This window comes from Legionella pneumophila subsp. fraseri (assembly GCF_000586315.1).
In the GTDB taxonomy this organism is placed as follows: Bacteria; Pseudomonadota; Gammaproteobacteria; order Legionellales; family Legionellaceae; genus Legionella; species Legionella pneumophila_B.
In genome coordinates, this window is sequence record NZ_KK074223.1 from 36590 (window position 1) to 54053 (window position 17464).

Sequence of the window (17464 nt, forward strand, 5' to 3'; positions counted from 1 at the left end):
TTCCACCTCACGCAGCACCACTAATCTACAATTAAGGAGAATTGTTAGAATAATTATCAATTAACTCAGATTTAACTTCTACATACCCTACGATTTATCCACCCTGCTAAAAGAATAGTAGAAACCACGCCTAAATATACGCCATAATGCTTCCAAGAAGGTCTAACTAATTGCAATGCATCTGGGCTATGAAAAATAGAAAATGGTATAGCAAGTAACACATCCATGATCGCTGCACCTGCCACTAAACCACAGGCAATAAGAGTACCCTTTTGTTTCCTAATCATAGATTCTTCAGGTGCCATTTTTACACGCCCTAATTGCTTTTGAACAAATAAGGCAATCATTCCTCCAATAAATAAAGGAACCGAAGAGGAAAGAGGTAAATACATACCAATGGCAATACCTAAAATAGATAAATTAAGAAAGCGTTTGATGTTTAATATGCGATTGAGAAAAATAGCCAATAAAATAATACATGAACCAGCCAACATCATATTCCAGGGCAATGAATTTCTAAATACTGCTTCCGTGATGGCTGCCATTAATGCGGCAGTCGGGGCGGGTAACGATTGTGTTACATCCATTCCAGCATGTGGCATTACTCCTGCTATGCCATAGACATTAAATAAAATCTGCATGACTGGAGGAATAACCAAAGCAGAAATAACAACTCCAAGCAACAACATCACCTCCTGTTTCCATGGAGTAGCCCCAACCAATTGACCTACTTTTAAGTCTTGGGTGTTGTCGTTTGCGATAGCCGCTATGCCTGTGACTACAGCTCCTATAATAATAGTAATAGCTTCTGCAGCTTGAATTTGATGTGAAGTTAATGGAAGGGGCAATAGATGATTAATTGCTGAAACTAATAACCATGCGGCAAAAAGCATACCCGAGATAACCACTGAACTCCCAGGACTTGCAGTGACTCCTACCATTCCTGAAAAATAAGCTGTAATCACTGAGAATAAAAAACCAACGACTAAAACATAAATAACACCAATAAATACAATAGTTGGTGAAAAATCATTATCCAGTCCAACCTGCCCTAATGGAAAAATGATTTGAAAGAACAAAAACAGTATTCCTGCCATCAGTCCAATTCCCATCAATATAAATGGCATGGGAATATCTTTTTCAGTGCGAGGATATTGTTCTCTGAACTTGCTCTTGGAAATATAAGTTCTGAATGATGTCTTGACACTTCTGGTGAGTGGTTTCACTAATTTTATAAAAGTCCAAATACCGGCAAACAGCATGGCTCCTATCCCCAAATAGCGCATTTCACTATTCCATAACAAAGTAGCTGCTTGTTCAGCGGGATATTGATTTAAAAAATCAGGATAAAACTGGCTGGCTATTGGCAAAGCAATCAACCATGAAATGACTGCCCCGAGAAAAATGCTTATTGCCATATCGTGACCAACGAGGTAACCCGCACCTATCATAGTTGCAGAGAAGCCAGCACCCAAACCAAATAGAGAACGTTTTACAACAAACCAATAATTCCAGCTGCTGGCGATTACTTTGAAACCAATTTGCAGTAACTCGAGAAGTCCGCCTACAAGCCCACCGAGAAAAATGTCTTTAATACCCACCCTGTCTGCCGAAGATTTCAAGACCTCTGCAATCGCTCTTCCTTCAGGAAATTTGAGGGTTTGGTCATTTACAAGAATTCGACGCAAAGGAATAGAAAACAAAACTCCCAGGATTCCTCCACAAACAGCAATAAAAAAATTAGTGACGTAATCAAAGTGGTTCCAAAACCCGATGATAATGAGCGCAGGAATAGTGTAAACGATACCGCCTGCAACAGCCTCACCAGCAGATGCTGCTGTCTGTACGGCATTGTTTTCAAGAATGGTTGAATTTTTAAAAAACCGTAAAATCCCCATGGAAATAATAGCGGCGGGAATTGAAGCGGAAGTTAATATACCGAGTTTAAGCGCCAGATAAGCATTAGACATCGCCAGTAGAACGGTCAAAATTATCGCCAGAATAATCACTCTAAAAGTGAGTTCAGCTACTTTTTTATTCGCTGCAATAAATGGAGTATCAGACATCAATTACCCCACACTGCTTTGGAAATTTCCGGTTTTACCATAGCAGAAATTAGTGACAAGGGGACATCCACTGTTTGCTCTCCGTAAACATAAGCTGCTACCTGGTACGTATTAAAAACAATAGCAATCCCGTTTTTGGTAAAATGCCAAATACTATAATTTTCCTGTGTCGGTTTAGTCCCTTCTTTAATCCAGTTTTCATCTGAAATTTTCTTGACTGTGATTTCTTTTTTAGCAAGGTTAGCGATTGGCTGCAAATAATCTGAACCCGGCACAAATAAATCAGACAACTGTACAGGTTGACTCTTGATAAAGTTGAGTACCTTTACGGTATTTGAGGGATGAGCAGCGCCTCGGTGATAGATGGAAATATTAAACCGAATACTTAGAGCACTAGCTGATTGATAAGGAATAGCATAAGTAATATTTAAACCGGTTTTACCTGGAGCATCTGCCGGGGTATCAGCATCTTCAGATAATTCATTCATAAAACTTTTTTGCTGATTAGTAATAAATTCCTTTATCGCCTGATTTACTCCGTTACTTTGAAATCCTTGAGGGTATTTTATATCCAGCAAATACTCCGCTGTTTCTTTTTTAATAACTTCTGTTGTGATCGCTGAGGCAAGAAACGAATAACATAATAGTCCAAACATCAGACCAATTTTATTGATTAAATTCATTTGTATCGGCATTGTTTATCTCCAATCAAGTATCCTCTCAGGATATCCACTCACCAGCCACCATCGTTTGATGTGGTAATGGATAAGCAAAATAATAACATAGTGCAGCACTATCTTTTATAGACCATAAAACCAAATCAGCAATCTTGCCCACCTCAATACTCCCAATATCCCTTTCCAACCCTAAAGCCCTGGAAGCCTGATACGTTACTGCAGATAACACTTCAGGAATAGACATAGAGAAAAATTGACAGGCCATACTCATCATTAATAACAAGGAAGTCGTTGGAGAAGAACCCGGATTTGAATCCGTGGCAATAGCCATACCAACACCAACCTCTCGCAATAACTCAACGGGTGGTTTTTGTTTTTCTCTAAGGAAATAAAAGGCACCTGGAAGTAAAACAGCGACCGTATTAGCTTTTGCCATATTTAAAGCGCCGTTTTTATCCAAAAACTCCAGATGATCACAGGATAACGCACCATAACGAGCAGCCAAAGAACTGGCCCCCATATTAGATAATTGTTCAGCATGGCATTTTATTGGTAAATTTAAATTCTTAGCAGCTTGAAAAATTTGCTCAGCCTGCCTTATAGAAAAAGCTATGGATTCACAAAAAACATCCACGGCATCTACCAAATCCATATTTTTAGCCGCAGGCAACATCTCATTACAAAGAAAATCGACATAAGCCTGACTATTTCCTTTAAACTCAGGCCCTACAGCATGCGCCCCCAGAAAAGTTGTTTTTACCCTGACTCCAGCCATGTCCCCTAACTGCCTGGCAACCCTGAGCATTTTCAATTCATTTTGCAAATCAAGGCCGTAGCCTGACTTAATTTCAACGGTAGTAACCCCTTCATTTTTTAGCGCAAGAAGTCTTGGCAATGATTGATCAATTAACTCTTCTTCAGAGGCATCTCGTGTCATTTGTACTGTGGATAATATGCCCCCGCCTGATTTGGCGATATCAGCGTAACTGACGCCTTGCAATTTTAATCGAAACTCTGCAGCTCTGTGGCCTGCATAAACCAAATGAGTATGACAATCAATTAATCCCGGAGTAATTAATTGTCCGTGACAATTCTTTCTTGATTTGGCACTTTCCTGAAAATGCGCGGGTAAATGATCCTCAGAACCACACCACTCTATCCTGCCTTTTCTTATAGCAATGGCCTGATTAGAAAGTTGTAACCCTTTGGCATCGATTGTGCTGGCATTGAGCAATAATTCATCACAGGCAAACATTAAAATTCCCAATGAAGTACCTGGTGGGGCGGTTTCAACCAGGCAGAGTGGTGAGTCGTGTCATATATATCCCACTCTTTGGATACATACGTTTCTTTATCAATATCTAACAGAAGCCAAATAAAAAATTCTGCTACTGTTTCGGGTGATATCAAACGATTATGATCTTTTAAACGCCTGTAAAAATTGACTTGTTCCGGGTCAAGATTAAGCCCGTTTCTAGCTATTGCCTGCATATGAGTATCGATAATTCCAGGCATCACACTGGTAAAGGCAGGTGAATCGGATTCAAGCTGCCAGCATCGTGTTAACATAGACAAGGCCGCTTTCGATACACAATAGGTTCCCCATCCTTTGATAGGAAAATAAGCAGCAGCTGATCCAACATTTAACACTCGGCCTCCTGACAATTTATCATACAAGAGTTGCGGCAAGAAAAGTGCCGCGTCTATATTGGTATTTAATGCCTGATGCCACTCAGCAAAAGGGACATCCTTTAAAAGAAGAGTAGGCTCAAGAGTTCCTGCATTGTTTATCAAGCCATTAATTTTTGGGATAGCGCTTAAACTGGACTTGACTAACTCTCTGCCTTGAGGAGTGGAAACATCCGCACATAAATAATGAATATTTGAAGACAAAGAAGCAGTTTCTTGCAGTAAATTTTCCCTGCGCCCCACAACGAATACTTGTTTATTGCGCTTTGCCAAAGCAAACGCCAAAGCCTTCCCTATGCCACTGCCACCACCCGTAATGAGATACACAATTCCCTCATCAATATAGAAAACAATAGGTGAAATAATACCAGACATTAGACTTCTTGCATAACCTGCACGTTTTATTTTAGAGCAAGGAAAGATCTTTGGAACTGCCTATTTCCATTAAAAATGAATGAAGATCTTGAGAATTTTGTATTTCTCTTGGAAACTAGCCCTATCATTAGAGCTCTTGCATAACCTGATTATTTTGTTTTAGGGCAAGGCGCAAACGTTTTGAGGAGCGGAGTTTACTGTAGTAAATGAGCACCACAGAAACGTTTGCAACGCGGCAATAAAACTAAAGAAACAGGTTATGCAAGAAGTCTATTAAAAGGAGAACTTGATGTTTGACGATTTAAGTAACTATCGGCCCGCCAATCCTGCTCTTTGGCAAGGCAGAAAGGACACAGCCAATCAGGAACGTTTTTTTCAAAAAATTACTTTTATTGAAAATCAAAATGAATTAGTAACCAAAGACAAGAAAACCCTATTTCTTGGATTTGCCAGTGATGCTGGAATTAAACGTAATTTGGGCAGAACAGGAGCGAAATTAGGTCCCGATGAACTTAAAACTCAACTTGCCAAATTACCATGTCATAACAACAAACATTATATAGATCTGGGAAACATCGTATGTGAAAACGATGAATTGGAACTGGCGCAATCTCAATTTGCTCAAATAGTCCATTTTTGCCATCAAAATGGTCATCAGATCTGTGCCTTTGGAGGAGGGCATGAAATAGCCTGGGCACACTATCAAGGATTGTCCTCACTCTATCCCAAATTAGGGATTATCAACTTTGATGCTCATTTTGATATACGCCCTTACAAAAAAGGTGAGTTAGGAAACTCAGGTACCCCTTTCTCTCAAATTGCCACCTATTGTGAAGAAAAAAAAATGCCTTTTCATTATTGCTGCATTGGTGTGCAAAAATTTGGCAACACCCCTTCCCTTTTTGAAAAAGCGAAAGAATTAAATGTGAGCTATCTGTCAGCAGAAGACCTTTATGAGCAAAGCCAGGCATGGCAAATTGCGTTTCTTGATGATTTTATCCTCAATCTGGATCATATTTACTTAACGATATGCCTGGACGTTCTCGCCGAATGCTATGCCCCAGGTGTAAGCGCCCCACAAGCACTGGGCCTTTCTCCCTGGCAAATAATGCCCCTGTTGAAATACCTCATACAAAGTGGCAAAGTAATAAGTTTAGATATAGCAGAACTTTCGCCGCCACTAGATTCAGAACAAAAAACTGCTAGACTAGCGGCACTTATTATCGCAGAATTGTTAGATACTAATTGAGGAGTATATTTCATGAAGAAAACTGTGCTGTGGGGCGCTTTATTTGCTCTAATCACTACTCAAGCGAACTCTGAAGCAACTCAACAAGAGATATCATCTCAAAATTCATCCTCCACTGGCACTAATGTAGTTTCCGAGTCAACGAATCAGGCACCTGCCACAAATCAAAACACTCAACAAAATCAGGTGAACCAACCCGTGCAGTCAAACGGGCAACAACCGACTCAAGCTATTCAAAACAATCAGCCAAATCAATCGACCCAGGCCGGTGAACCACAATCTAACCCCAATACCCAGAATAATTCGCAAAATCAACCGACACAGCAACAAACAACACAGCAGCCTGCTCACCAGCAAATTCCCTCACAACAAACAGCACCTGTTATTAATTGTGATTACAAAATATCCGCGGAAACAAAAACAATAGATCAATCTCTGGTTTTAACCTGGACAGAGAAAGCAATAATCCAGTCATTTGATTTTGATCCGGCTACTGTAGATGCTCAATTGCAAAAATTGCAAACCTGCTTTACAGATCAAGGATGGCTAAGTTTTAATTCAGCATTGCAAAAATCAGGTAATCTCGATGCCATTAAATCACAAAAATTGCATGTTAGCAGCCAAATTGATGGTCAGCCACAGGTTACTGAAGCTATAGAAAATCAATGGAAAATTACCATACCATTACAAGTTGTCTATCAAAATGACAAGGAAAAGGTAACTCAATTACTTAACGTCAATGTAACGATAGGGCGAAAAATTACCGGTGATTTGGGCATCAACCAAATGATTGCTATGCCACGCTCGGCAACCAATACACCACCAACCAATTCATCGACTAATACAACCCCATCAACTACAAATACCTCAACTCCTCAAACTCAAACACCCGGTGACACAACAAATAATGCTAGCAAAACCAATACAGAAACACAGACTGGGACATCAACCACCTCACCTCCGAGTGGCTCTACAACAAATACCCAGAATTAAATTCAACAATTAGTGCGGCATTCCATTAAGAATGCTGCCAAAATCACGGAAAAATCATGCGATTAATATTTACAGGAGTATTATGCCTGTTGACTCTCAATGCCCAGGCGAATGTGATACAGTATTTTGCAGGAATCAGTTATAACAACCCGGCTGATTTATTCAAAGTAAAAAATGGTATTTTGCTTGTTGGAGGAACCGGCTCTTATGCTGATTTGCAATTTAAGGGAAGCGTCTTAAATTTCAATACGTTTCAATACGATTCGGGAGTTAATCACTCGCGTACTTATATTGTTTGGCCATATGGACGGGTTGCCAAGCGCCTCAATGATAAGACTGTAGTTGCAGTTGATCTTACTGAACCTTTTAATTCCAATCTTGATTGGGGCAACGATGCTTTTACAAGATATGCTGTGACCCAAAACTATCTGACTGATGTGGATCTAAGCCCCAAAATTTCCTATGCGATTAGCAAAAAACTACAAATTGGTGGTGGTATAAATTTTAATGTACTATTAAAAAATGAAGTCAATTGGGCTTTTCCTACTGGTCAGCTCACGTATGCGAATTTAATTAATCGATCCTCCAGTTTTGGTGTGGGGTATAATTTAGGGGCAAATTATGTAGTAAATGATACCAATTTCCTTGGTATCACTTATTATTCAAGAATTCGCCAAAATACTTCAGGAACCAGTTATCTGGGATTAGCCGCCAACCCTGATTTCCGATTTGGTTTTTATATGCCAGCAACAACGGTTGTCAGTTATGTCCATATTTTTAATCCCAAATGGCTCGTCAATTTGCAAGTGTTTCAAAGCGAATGGAACGCCAATCAAAAAGTGAGACTTTATAACACAGCAGCGCCACTGCCATTTACCAATTTTATTTTTGATATGCATTTTGATGCCTCTTATGCTTATCTTGCTGCAGTACGTAAACAAGTCACTGATAAATTAGGCATTGCGTTGGCAGGCATGATAGACGATGGCCCCGAAGAAGATGGCCTCAGAACCATCGTTTTCCCTTCTGATACTCAATATTTTCTTGGATTGGTTGGTGACTACCGCTTCACCGAACATGCATCCATGGAACTCATATTAGGACATGTGTATTCTTACCCCAGTATTCAAAATAAAGCCAAGGTAAACAATGTGCCTGTCCCCTTTACGACAGGCCAAGTGACAATTAATGCCAATGTTCTGGATCTTAAAGTGAAAATTGAGGGTTGATCTTCCAGGTGTGACCACCTGGCATTTCCTCTATGAGTTTTATTTTTGAATATTTCTCTTTTTAAATAGCCAATAATAAGACCATGATCCTGCTAGCAGCCCAATCACAAAATAAACCGGATCGGAATTAAAGGTAGCCAAAGCAGTAATGGATGGGCCTGGGCAGTATCCAGCCACACCCCAACCAATTCCAAAAATGATACTTCCCAAGATTAATTTTTTCTCGATGTTTTTCTTCTCGGGTAAATAAAATTGATTACACAATACTGGTTTATCAAATTTGTTTATCAGTTGGTACCCCAAAAAAGTTACACTGACAGCAACAGCCATTACAATCAGTAAACTCGGATCCCAAAATCCATTGATATCAAGAAAATTTAATACCTTGTTAGGATTGATCATATTTGAAATAGTCAACCCGGCTCCAAATAACAAACCACATAGAAATGACATGATGTTATACATTAATATAATCCTCCTACATGTCTTATCAGATACACAGTAATCACTGCCGATAAGGTAAAAAGCAGTGTCGCTATAAAGGAGCGCTTGGAAAATCTGGCCAGTCCACATACCCCGTGTCCCGAAGTACAACCTTGGCCCATTCGGGTTCCAAAACCCACCAAAAATCCACCAATTAGTAACAGGAAAACCGGATAATGTGTTCTTAATGGAAACTGGATAACAGGGCTTATGAAATAAATCAATCCTGCAGCTGCCAAACCAAGTAAAAAGGCAATACGCCAGACTGGGAATGGTTTTTCAGGTGGACAGAGTCCGTGTATCATTCCGCTGATGCCAGCTATACGGCCGTTTAACCATAAAAAAAGGACAGCACTTAAGCCAATCAGTAATCCACCAATGGCACTTAGATAAGGAGTAAAAGAGGTTATATAATCCATTATTTATATTTCCGTTTCATTTACAATGAATAACACCTGAATTGAGACACTTTAAAAAATTAAAGTGTCTCTCAAATTACATTGATGTTTTAAACCAACAGTCCAAATTTTAATTCACTTTTTCCAATGAGGACATAGTTTTCACCCCGTTTTGATCAGGGTAGGCTAATACGATGACTTTCGTTCCAACTCGCAAGAACTCTTCGTTCAACCATTTGGCTGCACTGGGGAAAACCCTGACACAACCATGACTTGATGGGTGCTCTGGAACTTCATAAGCCGCGTGAATAGTGAATCCTCTGTAAAAATACATGCAGTAAGGCATTTTAGCCCCACCTTTCGTATCGACAGGGTATTCACCCGAACGACAGTCAATACCTCGTTTGTTATAAATCCTGAATGTTCCGGTTATCGTCCTGCAAGATTGATTTGGATTTTCTTCGCAAACATCTATTCCACCAGAACCAGCTCCTGTCATTACACGATGACCCTCTTCATCGTAGGCTGCCCAGGCAGACGCTTTAGGATCAAAAACAAATAATCTTTCGCCTGGCGCTTTAATTTGCATTGGGAAATAATTACGTCCTCTTTTATCCCTTAAATAATGAACGGTTCTGTGTACATAACCAGCATCGTCAGTAATTAAGGTTGACTCATCAAACTCAACACACGAAGTTAATCCGAGGCACATTAAAATAACTGCCCAATAAATTTTTTTCATTTAGATTTTATCTCCACAATAGTAAAACCTGGTGGCCCTAATTAATCACTTAATTTTCGATATTTAATTCGTGACGGTCTGTTAGCCTCATCACCCAATCGACGCTTTCTATCCGCTTCGTATTCACTGTAATTACCTTCGAAAAAGGTTATTTGTGAATCGCCTTCAAAAGCCATTAAATGGGTACAAATTCTATCTAAAAACCATCTATCGTGAGAAATCACTATAGCACAACCTGGAAAATTAAGAATGGCCTCTTCCAAAGCTCTTAATGTCTCAACATCCAAATCATTACTGGGTTCATCAAGTAGCAAAACATTCCCGCCACTTTTCAATAATTTTGCCAAATGAACCCGGTTACGCTCTCCTCCAGACAATTGAGAAATTTTCTTTTGTTGATCTGTCCCTTTAAAATTAAAACGCCCAACATAGGCTCGTGATGGCATTTGGAAATTACCTATCTGCATAATGTCATGGCCATCTGAAATTTCCTGCCACACCGAATTGTTGGGATTTAGGTTGTCCCGCATCTGATCAACATAAGCCAACTTCACTGTTTCTCCAATACGTATGACGCCCTTGTCTGGCTCTTCCTGCCCAGTTAACATTTTTAAGAAAGTAGACTTACCTGCTCCATTGGGACCAATAATGCCTAAAACACCGCCTTTGGGAAGTTTGAAATCAAAATTATCTATCAATATCCTGTCACCGTAGGATTTGTATATTTTTTCACCTTCCAGAACCAAATCCCCTAAGCGCTCACCAGGTGGGATATATATTTCATTGGTTTCATTACGTTTTTGGAATTCTTTGGAATTCATTTCTTCAAACCGGGCCAAGCGGGCTTTATTTTTAGCATGACGTCCTTTGGGTGAGGTTCTAACCCATTCCAATTCTGCTTTAATAGCACGTTGCAAAGCATCCTCCTGTTTTTTCTCCATACTCAATCGTGCTTCTTTTTGTTCGAGCCAGGAACTGTAATTCCCCTTATAAGGGATGCCTTCACCCCGATCCAATTCTAAAATCCACTCCGCCGCATTATCCAGGAAATACCGGTCATGGGTAATTGCAACAACAGTACCAGGAAACTCTTCAAGATAATGTTCTAACCAGGCAACACTTTCTGCATCCAAATGGTTGGTAGGTTCATCAAGAAGCAACATGTCAGGACTTGATAGCAACAATCGGCAAAGGGCAACACGTCTGCGTTCACCACCCGACAGTTTTCCTATTATGGCATCCCACTCTGGTAATCTTAATGCATCAGCAGCAACATCAAGCTTTCTCTCCAAATCCCAGCCACCACAAGCTTCTATCTCATTTTGCAATTCACCTTGCTCTGTTAACAAAGCATTCATTTCATCATCGCTCATTGGTTCTGCAAAACGCATGCTAATCGCATCGAAACGAGACAGTTTCTCTTTGATTTCAGCGACACCTTCCTCAACTACTTCGCGGACAGTTTTATTTAAGTCAAGCTCAGGTTCTTGAGCAAGATATCCAATTTTAATTCCCGGTTGAGGTCTTGCTTCACCTTCATATTGTGTATCAACACCGGCCATAATCCGCAATAGGGTAGATTTTCCAGAACCATTTAGTCCTAATACGCCAATTTTTGCCCCGGGGAAAAAACTTAATGAAATATCCTTTAAAATAAATCTTTGGTTCTCAACAATCTTGCTCACTCTATTCATAGTGAATATATACTGCGCCATAATCGCTCCAACTCTCTATAATCAGCCTTTTATCAAACAATACTACCAGTTCAGTATAACTTTCCCTGACTGGCCCGATGCCATAATTTGAAATGCGCGCTGATATTCATCTACTGGGAAGTTATGAGTAATAACAGGAGAAATATTTAAACCACTTTGTAACATAGCAATCATCTTATACCAGGTTTCAAACATTTCTCGACCATAAATACCCTTAATAACCAATCCTTTAAAAATAACCTGGTTCCAATCTATAGGGGTTTCTTGTGGTGGGATACCCAATAAAGCCACATGACCGCCATGATTCATCGCTTTCATCATATCGTTTAATGCCATAGGATTCCCGGACATTTCCAGACCAACATCAAACCCCTCAAGCATTCCCAGCTCATTAGCCACATCACTTAATTTTTGGTATTTGACATTGACCGCTCGGCTGACACCCATTTGCCTGGCCAGTTCCAATCGATGATCGTTAACATCAGTGATAACAACATGTCGAGCACCAATATGTCTTACAATAGCGGCAGCCATGATTCCTATGGGACCCGCACCAGTAATCAAAACGTCTTCGCCTACGACATCAAATGCCAATGCACAATGAGCAGCATTTCCAAAAGGATCGAGAATAGCCGCTTGCTCTTCTGTAATGTTGTCAGGGAGAGCAATGACATTGGTAGCAGGAAGCGCCAGATATTCAGCAAAGCATCCTGGTCGATTCACCCCCACTCCCAGGGTATTACGACATAAATGACGCTTACCAGCTCGACAATTTCTGCAAAAACCACAGGTAATATGACCTTCACCAGAAACTCTCTGTCCAATTTTCAAACCTTGGACTTCTTTTCCAACCTCTACTATTTCACCATAAAATTCATGCCCTACCGTCATAGGAACAGGAATTGTCGCTTGTGCCCATTCATCCCAGGAATAAATATGGATATCTGTACCACAAATTGCAGTCCTTTTAATTTTTATTAAAACATCGTTTACTCCATATTCAGGAACAGGAACATCTTGCATCCAAATTCCAGGCTCTTTTTTTGCTTTAACCAATGATTTCATGTCATACCTCAAATTAATTAGGTAATACCACCATTTCGCAATTCATCCTGAAAATATCAGGTTGTGAAATGTAGAGTAACTTAGTTCTAGATTACAGAGAATTCCTTACCCACCTTTTCAAACGCCTTCAAGGCTTTATCCAAATGATGCAATTCAAGGGCTGCAGACATTTGGGTTCGAATCCGAGCCAAACCTTTGGGTACCACTGGGTAGGAAAACCCTACTACATAGACGCCCAACTCCAATAAGCGATTGGCGATTCGCCCGGCCAAACTGGCATCTCCTAGCATGACAGGAATAATAGGATGTTCACCAGGGATTAACTCAAAACCTAACTGCGTCATTCCTTCACGGAAATAATGACTATTGCGCTTTAATTTTTCAGCAAGGGAGTTATTTGTAGACAATTTATCGAGTACCACACAAGAAGTATGAGCAATAACGGGTGCCAATGTATTGGAAAATAAATAAGGTCTGGATCGTTGGCGTAACCAATCAATAACGACTTGATTTGACGAAGTGTATCCTCCTGATGCACCCCCTAAGGCTTTACCAAGCGTACCCGTTACGATATCGACTCTATCACTAACTCCAAAATGCTCTGGTGTTCCCCTACCCGTCTTGCCCATGAAACCAACGGCATGGGAATCATCAACCATCACCATAGCGTCATATTTGTCAGCCAGTTCACAAATGGCAGGTAAGTTAGCCAATATACCGTCCATTGAAAAAACGCCATCCGTCGCAATCAAACGAAATCTCGCATTTTTTGCTGCAATTAACTGCTCTTCCAGAGCCTTCATATCATTATTGGCATAACGATATCGTGCCGCCTTACACAGCCTGACTCCATCAATAATACTCGCATGATTCAAGGCATCGCTGATAATAGCGTCTTCTTCTGTCAATAATGTCTCAAATAATCCCGTATTGGCATCAAAACAGGAAGAATACAATATAGTGTCTTCTTTACTTAAAAAATGGCTAATTTTTTGTTCCAGTTGCTTGTGCGGGGTTTGTGTACCACAAATAAAACGAACAGAAGCCATACCATATCCGTACTTGGCTAAAGCAGCCTGTCCCTCAGCTATTAATTCAGGATCATTGGCCAAACCCAAGTAGTTATTTGCACAAAGATTAATGACTTCTCTTTCGTTAACTTTCACGTCAGCTTGCTGCTGGCTGGAAATAACGCGCTCTGATTTGTACAAACCGTCTGCCTTGAGTGTTTCAAGTTCATTTTGTAAATAATTAATGAATCGCTCAAGCACTATAGTCTCCTGTATGTCTGGATAAATTCATAAATAATACCAAATTTTAAACATTCTCACCATGAGATATTTTCAAGAAAATTTCACTTTCAAACATTAATGCTTAGACATAAGCTGAATTCTTGCTAAAATTGCTGCAAAGTTTTAACCTATCCAATGATTATTAAGACGGTAGAGCAAATGAATCACAGTGCACGCATAAATATGATCAAACAGCAGTTACGAACTGGTGATGTATTAAATGAATCCATCCTCGACTTATACGATGAGATCTTACGACATGAGTTTGTTCCTGAACCTCTCTCTCATTTTGCTTATTCAGACATGCAAATTCCTTTGGCCTATGGTCAAAGGATGTTAACTCCACTGGAAGAAGGAACAATTTTACAAGCGCTTGATCTTAAAGGTCATGAAACTGTGCTGGAAGTGGGAACAGGGACCGGTTTTATGACCGCTTTACTCAGTAAATTATGTAAAAAAGTAATCAGTATTGACTATTATTCTGAATTTACTGCCAATGCAAAACGCAAACTCGAAGAGCATAATTGTCTTAATGTTGAATTAATTACCGGAGATGCTTGCCGTGGATGGTTGGAAAGTGCGCCATACGATGTTATGGTATTCACTGGTGCCATGGAAAAACTGACAGATACCCATAAACTACAAATTTTACCTGGTGGCAAGTTGTTCGCGATCCTTGGTAAATCCCCTGTAATGAAAGCTTATCTTTTTCAGTTGGATCATAATGCAATCTGGACAGAATCCATGCTTTTTGAAACGGATATACCTCCTCTGGTAGATCAGTTGAAACCGAAAGAATTTGTTTTCTAGGGAAAACTCGAATGAGAAAGTCTCTGCTTTGTTGGATTTTAACGTTAGGTGTTTCAACCCATGTGTTTGCAACAGACCTAATGGATATCTATCAACAAGCCCTGGAGAACGATACAATCTTTAAAGAGGCATATGATACCTATATGTCCAGCACTGAAGCCATTCCTCAAGCTCGTGCGGCTCTTTACCCTCAAGTCGGCCTTGGTTCACAAGCTGGCCGCAATTATCAGGATGCTGTTGCCGGAGCGTTCAGTGCCAATCAATACTATGGAAGTTATTTGTGGCAAGTCAATGCTTCTCAGGCGCTGTTTAACTATCAGGCATGGGCCAAAGTATCCCAGGCTAAAGCCTCTGTTAAAGCGGCACAAGCCAGTTTCAATGATGCAGCACAGAATTTAATTCTAAGAACAGCCAAAGCCTATTTTGATGTCCTGTTTGCCAAAGACACATTAGACTTTGCCGAAGCAAAAAAACGGGCGAACAAAAGACAATATGATCAAGCAACTCAACGTTTTCAAGTTGGGCTTGATGCCATCACTTCTGTCTATGAAGCAAAGGCAGCGTACGATCAATCCATAGCGACAGTTATCGCTGCCCGCAATAATCAGATTAACCAGAGTGAGAATTTGCGAAAACTAACAAATCACGTATACGAAACACTCGCGCCACTCAAAGACAGTAAAATTCCACTCGTTAAGCCAGAACCAAATGACGTGAATCAATGGATAGATACCGGACTTAAACAAAACTATAAATTATATGCTGCAAAATATAATCTTGAGGTGGCAAAAGACAATGTAAAAGCAATCTCTGCGGGTAACTGGCCAGTTTTTTCACTACAGAGCAACGCCAGCCAGGTACATAATAATGCATCCGGCAATACTGTTTTTATTCCATCAAAGCAAACCCAGGCTAATATTGCAATCGCGATGAATTTTCCTGTTTTTCAAGGAGGCTTGGTTCAAGCTCAGACTCGTCAAGCTCAATATAACTTTCAGTCAACGAGTGAAAAACTGGAACAAACATATCGGGACGTCATTGTAAACAGCCGCATCGCCTTCAATACCATCACTGATGGGATAAGTAAGGTAAAGGCGGACAGACAAACAGTCATCTCTGTGCAAAATTCTTTGCAAAGTACCGAGGCTCAATTTGAAGTAGGCACTCGAACCATGGTGGATGTGGTCAATGCTCAGCAAAGATTGTTTGAAGCACAGGAACAATTAGCCCGAGATCAATACGACTTGATTAACTCCATACTTACCTTGAAGTACCTTGCAGGGACTTTAAACGTTAATGATCTCGAACAGATTAACTCATGGTTAGCAACTACACGTGTCAATGGATTTTCACCAGTAGATAACAAAACCTCCAAATAACAAATTTAGGTTGTTTTATGTCTTCCAATCCTTCTTTAGTTGAAAAAAAGTTACTTCATTATACAGGCAAAGCCATCGCTGATTTTAATATGATCCAGCGTGGTGACAGAGTCATGGTATGCCTGTCGGGCGGAAAAGATTCATTCACACTATTAACAATTCTTAACCAGCTCAGGATCAGATCAGGAAATAAATTTGAAATTTTTGCTTTTACTCTGGATCAAGCCCAACCAGGATGGAATGATGCCTGTTTACGTCAATGGTTAACTGAAAAGTCCATTCCTCATGAAATACTAACCCGAGACACATACAGTATCGTGAAGGAAAAAATTCCTGAAGGCAAAACCTACTGTTCTTTGTGTTCCCGTTTGAGACGTGGAGTCATCTATAGATATGCTGAAGAGAACGGATTTAATAAAATAGCATTGGGGCACCATCGTGATGATCTTATTCGTACCTTGATGATGTCCATTCTCTATAATGGTGATATACGTTCCATGCCGCCCAAATTATTAAGTGATAATAAAAAGCACATAGTCATCCGACCAATGTGTTATGTACAGGAAAAAGATATTATTACGTTTGCGTCAGAACAAGCCTTCCCAATTATCCCCTGTAATCTTTGTGGTTCTCAAGAAAATCTGATGCGCAAAAAAGTTGCCTCACTCATTGATCAACTGGCGATTGAAAACCCGAAAGTCCCCAGTAACATGCTGCATGCGCTGCAAAGTTTGAAACCAAGTCAATTGATGGATCAAAATCTTTGGAATTTTAAAAACTTGGAAGATGGCCTTGAAGCTGCTTTGCCAATCCAATGCGAAGAAGTTTTTAATGCTCAGGAATTTGAATTGGAGAATGAAAAAGTTTGACTTATGAAAATTATTATCTAATATTTCTTTTCATTTTTGCAATACAATGAAATAATTGGCACACAAAAAAGCTTATTATTTTGACAAATGGCGTGAAATATACAAAAATAGGCTTTCAAATTATCACATTACCCGTGGTTTTGTATTATTAACCTGATGCTGAATTCAAAATAAAGGAACTTTTAGATTATGATTAACAGAAATACAGTTAACTTGCGTTTATTTCGTATCTACTCTAAACGTTATTTAAAATTTGATTTTGTTGCCGCAATTGTTGTTTTCCTTGTGGCGATTCCTTTATGCTTAGGTATTGCTCTGGCTTCCGGCGCACCGCTTTTTTCTGGTATATTAAGTGGAATCATTGGCGGTATTGTCGTGGGTATATTTAGCGGCTCACAGGTTAGCGTCAGCGGGCCTGCCGCAGGTATGGCAG

Annotated in this window: 17 protein-coding genes; 7 read left to right on the forward strand and 10 right to left on the reverse strand. The window is 39.9% G+C overall.

From position 1 onward, the window contains the following. Positions 1-71 precede the first annotated feature (71 nt). The 4 genes from CC34_RS0111395 to CC34_RS0111410 are packed head-to-tail and all read right to left on the reverse strand — an operon-like array spanning position 72 to position 4807. Positions 72-2066: an OPT family oligopeptide transporter gene (locus tag CC34_RS0111395; protein WP_011214923.1), complete on the reverse strand. Its 1995-nt coding sequence runs from the start codon at positions 2064-2066 to the stop codon at positions 72-74. Further along, positions 2066-2761 (reverse strand): DUF3298 and DUF4163 domain-containing protein, encoded by a 696-nt coding sequence (locus CC34_RS0111400; protein WP_027228375.1) that lies wholly within the window; start codon positions 2759-2761, stop codon positions 2066-2068. The genes CC34_RS0111395 and CC34_RS0111400 overlap by 1 nt, the downstream gene beginning before the upstream one ends. A gap of 25 nt (positions 2762-2786) precedes the next feature. Beyond that, positions 2787-3998, reverse strand: a complete 1212-nt coding sequence (gene hutI, locus CC34_RS0111405; protein WP_028379515.1) for an imidazolonepropionase — start codon at positions 3996-3998, stop codon at positions 2787-2789. Continuing rightward, the gene (locus CC34_RS0111410) at positions 3998-4807 is read right to left on the reverse strand and encodes an SDR family NAD(P)-dependent oxidoreductase (RefSeq protein ID WP_027228377.1); all 810 of its coding nucleotides are present in this window, start codon (positions 4805-4807) and stop codon (positions 3998-4000) included. The genes hutI and CC34_RS0111410 overlap by 1 nt, the downstream gene beginning before the upstream one ends. Positions 4808-5096: 289 nt before the next feature. Between CC34_RS0111410 and hutG the strand changes: the two genes are divergently transcribed. The 3 genes from hutG to CC34_RS0111425 are packed head-to-tail and all read left to right on the forward strand — an operon-like array spanning position 5097 to position 8278. Beyond that, a complete protein-coding gene (gene hutG, locus CC34_RS0111415; RefSeq protein WP_028379516.1) occupies positions 5097-6056 on the forward strand; it encodes a formimidoylglutamase in 960 nt (319 codons plus the stop codon). A gap of 12 nt (positions 6057-6068) precedes the next feature. Further along, entirely contained in the window at positions 6069-7049 is a 981-nt protein-coding gene (locus tag CC34_RS0111420; RefSeq protein WP_027228379.1) for a DotI/IcmL family type IV secretion protein, read from the forward strand. 56 nt (positions 7050-7105) lie between these two features. Next, positions 7106-8278: an OmpP1/FadL family transporter gene (locus CC34_RS0111425; protein ID WP_028379517.1), complete on the forward strand. Its 1173-nt coding sequence runs from the start codon at positions 7106-7108 to the stop codon at positions 8276-8278. Positions 8279-8317: 39 nt separating this feature from the next. Here the strand turns inward: CC34_RS0111425 and CC34_RS0111430 are convergent, their stop codons facing one another. From CC34_RS0111430 to CC34_RS0111455, 6 genes are all read right to left on the reverse strand, one after another. Next, positions 8318-8743 (reverse strand): DUF6691 family protein, encoded by a 426-nt coding sequence (locus CC34_RS0111430; protein WP_027228381.1) that lies wholly within the window; start codon positions 8741-8743, stop codon positions 8318-8320. Further along, the gene (locus CC34_RS0111435) at positions 8743-9180 is read right to left on the reverse strand and encodes a YeeE/YedE family protein (RefSeq protein ID WP_028379518.1); all 438 of its coding nucleotides are present in this window, start codon (positions 9178-9180) and stop codon (positions 8743-8745) included. Before CC34_RS0111435 ends, CC34_RS0111430 begins: the two co-directional genes overlap by 1 nt. A gap of 109 nt (positions 9181-9289) precedes the next feature. Further along, the gene (locus tag CC34_RS0111440; RefSeq protein WP_010946441.1) at positions 9290-9901 is read right to left on the reverse strand and encodes a L,D-transpeptidase; all 612 of its coding nucleotides are present in this window, start codon (positions 9899-9901) and stop codon (positions 9290-9292) included. 41 nt (positions 9902-9942) lie between these two features. Beyond that, a complete protein-coding gene (gene ettA / locus CC34_RS0111445) occupies positions 9943-11616 on the reverse strand; it encodes an energy-dependent translational throttle protein EttA (RefSeq protein ID WP_028379519.1) in 1674 nt (557 codons plus the stop codon). A gap of 42 nt (positions 11617-11658) precedes the next feature. Beyond that, the gene (gene tdh / locus CC34_RS0111450; protein WP_027228384.1) at positions 11659-12681 is read right to left on the reverse strand and encodes an L-threonine 3-dehydrogenase; all 1023 of its coding nucleotides are present in this window, start codon (positions 12679-12681) and stop codon (positions 11659-11661) included. Between the two features lie 86 nt (positions 12682-12767). Continuing rightward, on the reverse strand, positions 12768-13952 hold the full coding sequence (locus tag CC34_RS0111455; RefSeq protein ID WP_027228385.1) for a glycine C-acetyltransferase: 1185 nt from the start codon (positions 13950-13952) through the stop codon (positions 12768-12770). A gap of 180 nt (positions 13953-14132) precedes the next feature. On the opposite strand from CC34_RS0111455, the gene CC34_RS0111460 reads away from it, so the two are divergent. From CC34_RS0111460 to CC34_RS1000000117540, 4 genes are all read left to right on the forward strand, one after another. Beyond that, the gene (locus CC34_RS0111460; protein WP_028379520.1) at positions 14133-14783 is read left to right on the forward strand and encodes a protein-L-isoaspartate O-methyltransferase family protein; all 651 of its coding nucleotides are present in this window, start codon (positions 14133-14135) and stop codon (positions 14781-14783) included. Between the two features lie 11 nt (positions 14784-14794). Next, positions 14795-16162, forward strand: a complete 1368-nt coding sequence (locus tag CC34_RS0111465; RefSeq protein ID WP_027228387.1) for a TolC family outer membrane protein — start codon at positions 14795-14797, stop codon at positions 16160-16162. A gap of 17 nt (positions 16163-16179) precedes the next feature. Then, complete coding sequence (gene ttcA, locus CC34_RS0111470) at positions 16180-17031, forward strand: tRNA 2-thiocytidine(32) synthetase TtcA (RefSeq protein ID WP_028379521.1); 852 nt, start codon at positions 16180-16182, stop codon at positions 17029-17031. Positions 17032-17220: 189 nt separating this feature from the next. Further along, a partial coding sequence (locus tag CC34_RS1000000117540) for a SulP family inorganic anion transporter (RefSeq protein ID WP_269456703.1) occupies positions 17221-17464 on the forward strand: 244 nt, incomplete at its 3' end.

Bases quoted from the DNA above. Each gene is read 5' to 3' on its own strand.
- CC34_RS0111395 (WP_011214923.1), bottom strand. From the start codon at position 2,066: ATGTCTGATACTCCATTTATTGCAGCGAATAAAAAAGTAGCTGAACTC.
- CC34_RS0111400 (WP_027228375.1), bottom strand. From the start codon at position 2,761: ATGCCGATACAAATGAATTTAATCAATAAAATTGGTCTGATGTTTGGA.
- hutI (WP_028379515.1), bottom strand. From the start codon at position 3,998: ATGTTTGCCTGTGATGAATTATTGCTCAATGCCAGCACAATCGATGCC.
- CC34_RS0111410 (WP_027228377.1), bottom strand. From the start codon at position 4,807: ATGTCTGGTATTATTTCACCTATTGTTTTCTATATTGATGAGGGAATT.
- hutG (WP_028379516.1), top strand. From the start codon at position 5,097: ATGTTTGACGATTTAAGTAACTATCGGCCCGCCAATCCTGCTCTTTGG.
- CC34_RS0111420 (WP_027228379.1), top strand. From the start codon at position 6,069: ATGAAGAAAACTGTGCTGTGGGGCGCTTTATTTGCTCTAATCACTACT.
- CC34_RS0111425 (WP_028379517.1), top strand. From the start codon at position 7,106: ATGCGATTAATATTTACAGGAGTATTATGCCTGTTGACTCTCAATGCC.
- CC34_RS0111430 (WP_027228381.1), bottom strand. From the start codon at position 8,743: ATGTATAACATCATGTCATTTCTATGTGGTTTGTTATTTGGAGCCGGG.
- CC34_RS0111435 (WP_028379518.1), bottom strand. From the start codon at position 9,180: ATGGATTATATAACCTCTTTTACTCCTTATCTAAGTGCCATTGGTGGA.
- CC34_RS0111440 (WP_010946441.1), bottom strand. From the start codon at position 9,901: ATGAAAAAAATTTATTGGGCAGTTATTTTAATGTGCCTCGGATTAACT.
- ettA (WP_028379519.1), bottom strand. From the start codon at position 11,616: ATGGCGCAGTATATATTCACTATGAATAGAGTGAGCAAGATTGTTGAG.
- tdh (WP_027228384.1), bottom strand. From the start codon at position 12,681: ATGAAATCATTGGTTAAAGCAAAAAAAGAGCCTGGAATTTGGATGCAA.
- CC34_RS0111460 (WP_028379520.1), top strand. From the start codon at position 14,133: ATGAATCACAGTGCACGCATAAATATGATCAAACAGCAGTTACGAACT.
- CC34_RS0111465 (WP_027228387.1), top strand. From the start codon at position 14,795: ATGAGAAAGTCTCTGCTTTGTTGGATTTTAACGTTAGGTGTTTCAACC.
- ttcA (WP_028379521.1), top strand. From the start codon at position 16,180: ATGTCTTCCAATCCTTCTTTAGTTGAAAAAAAGTTACTTCATTATACA.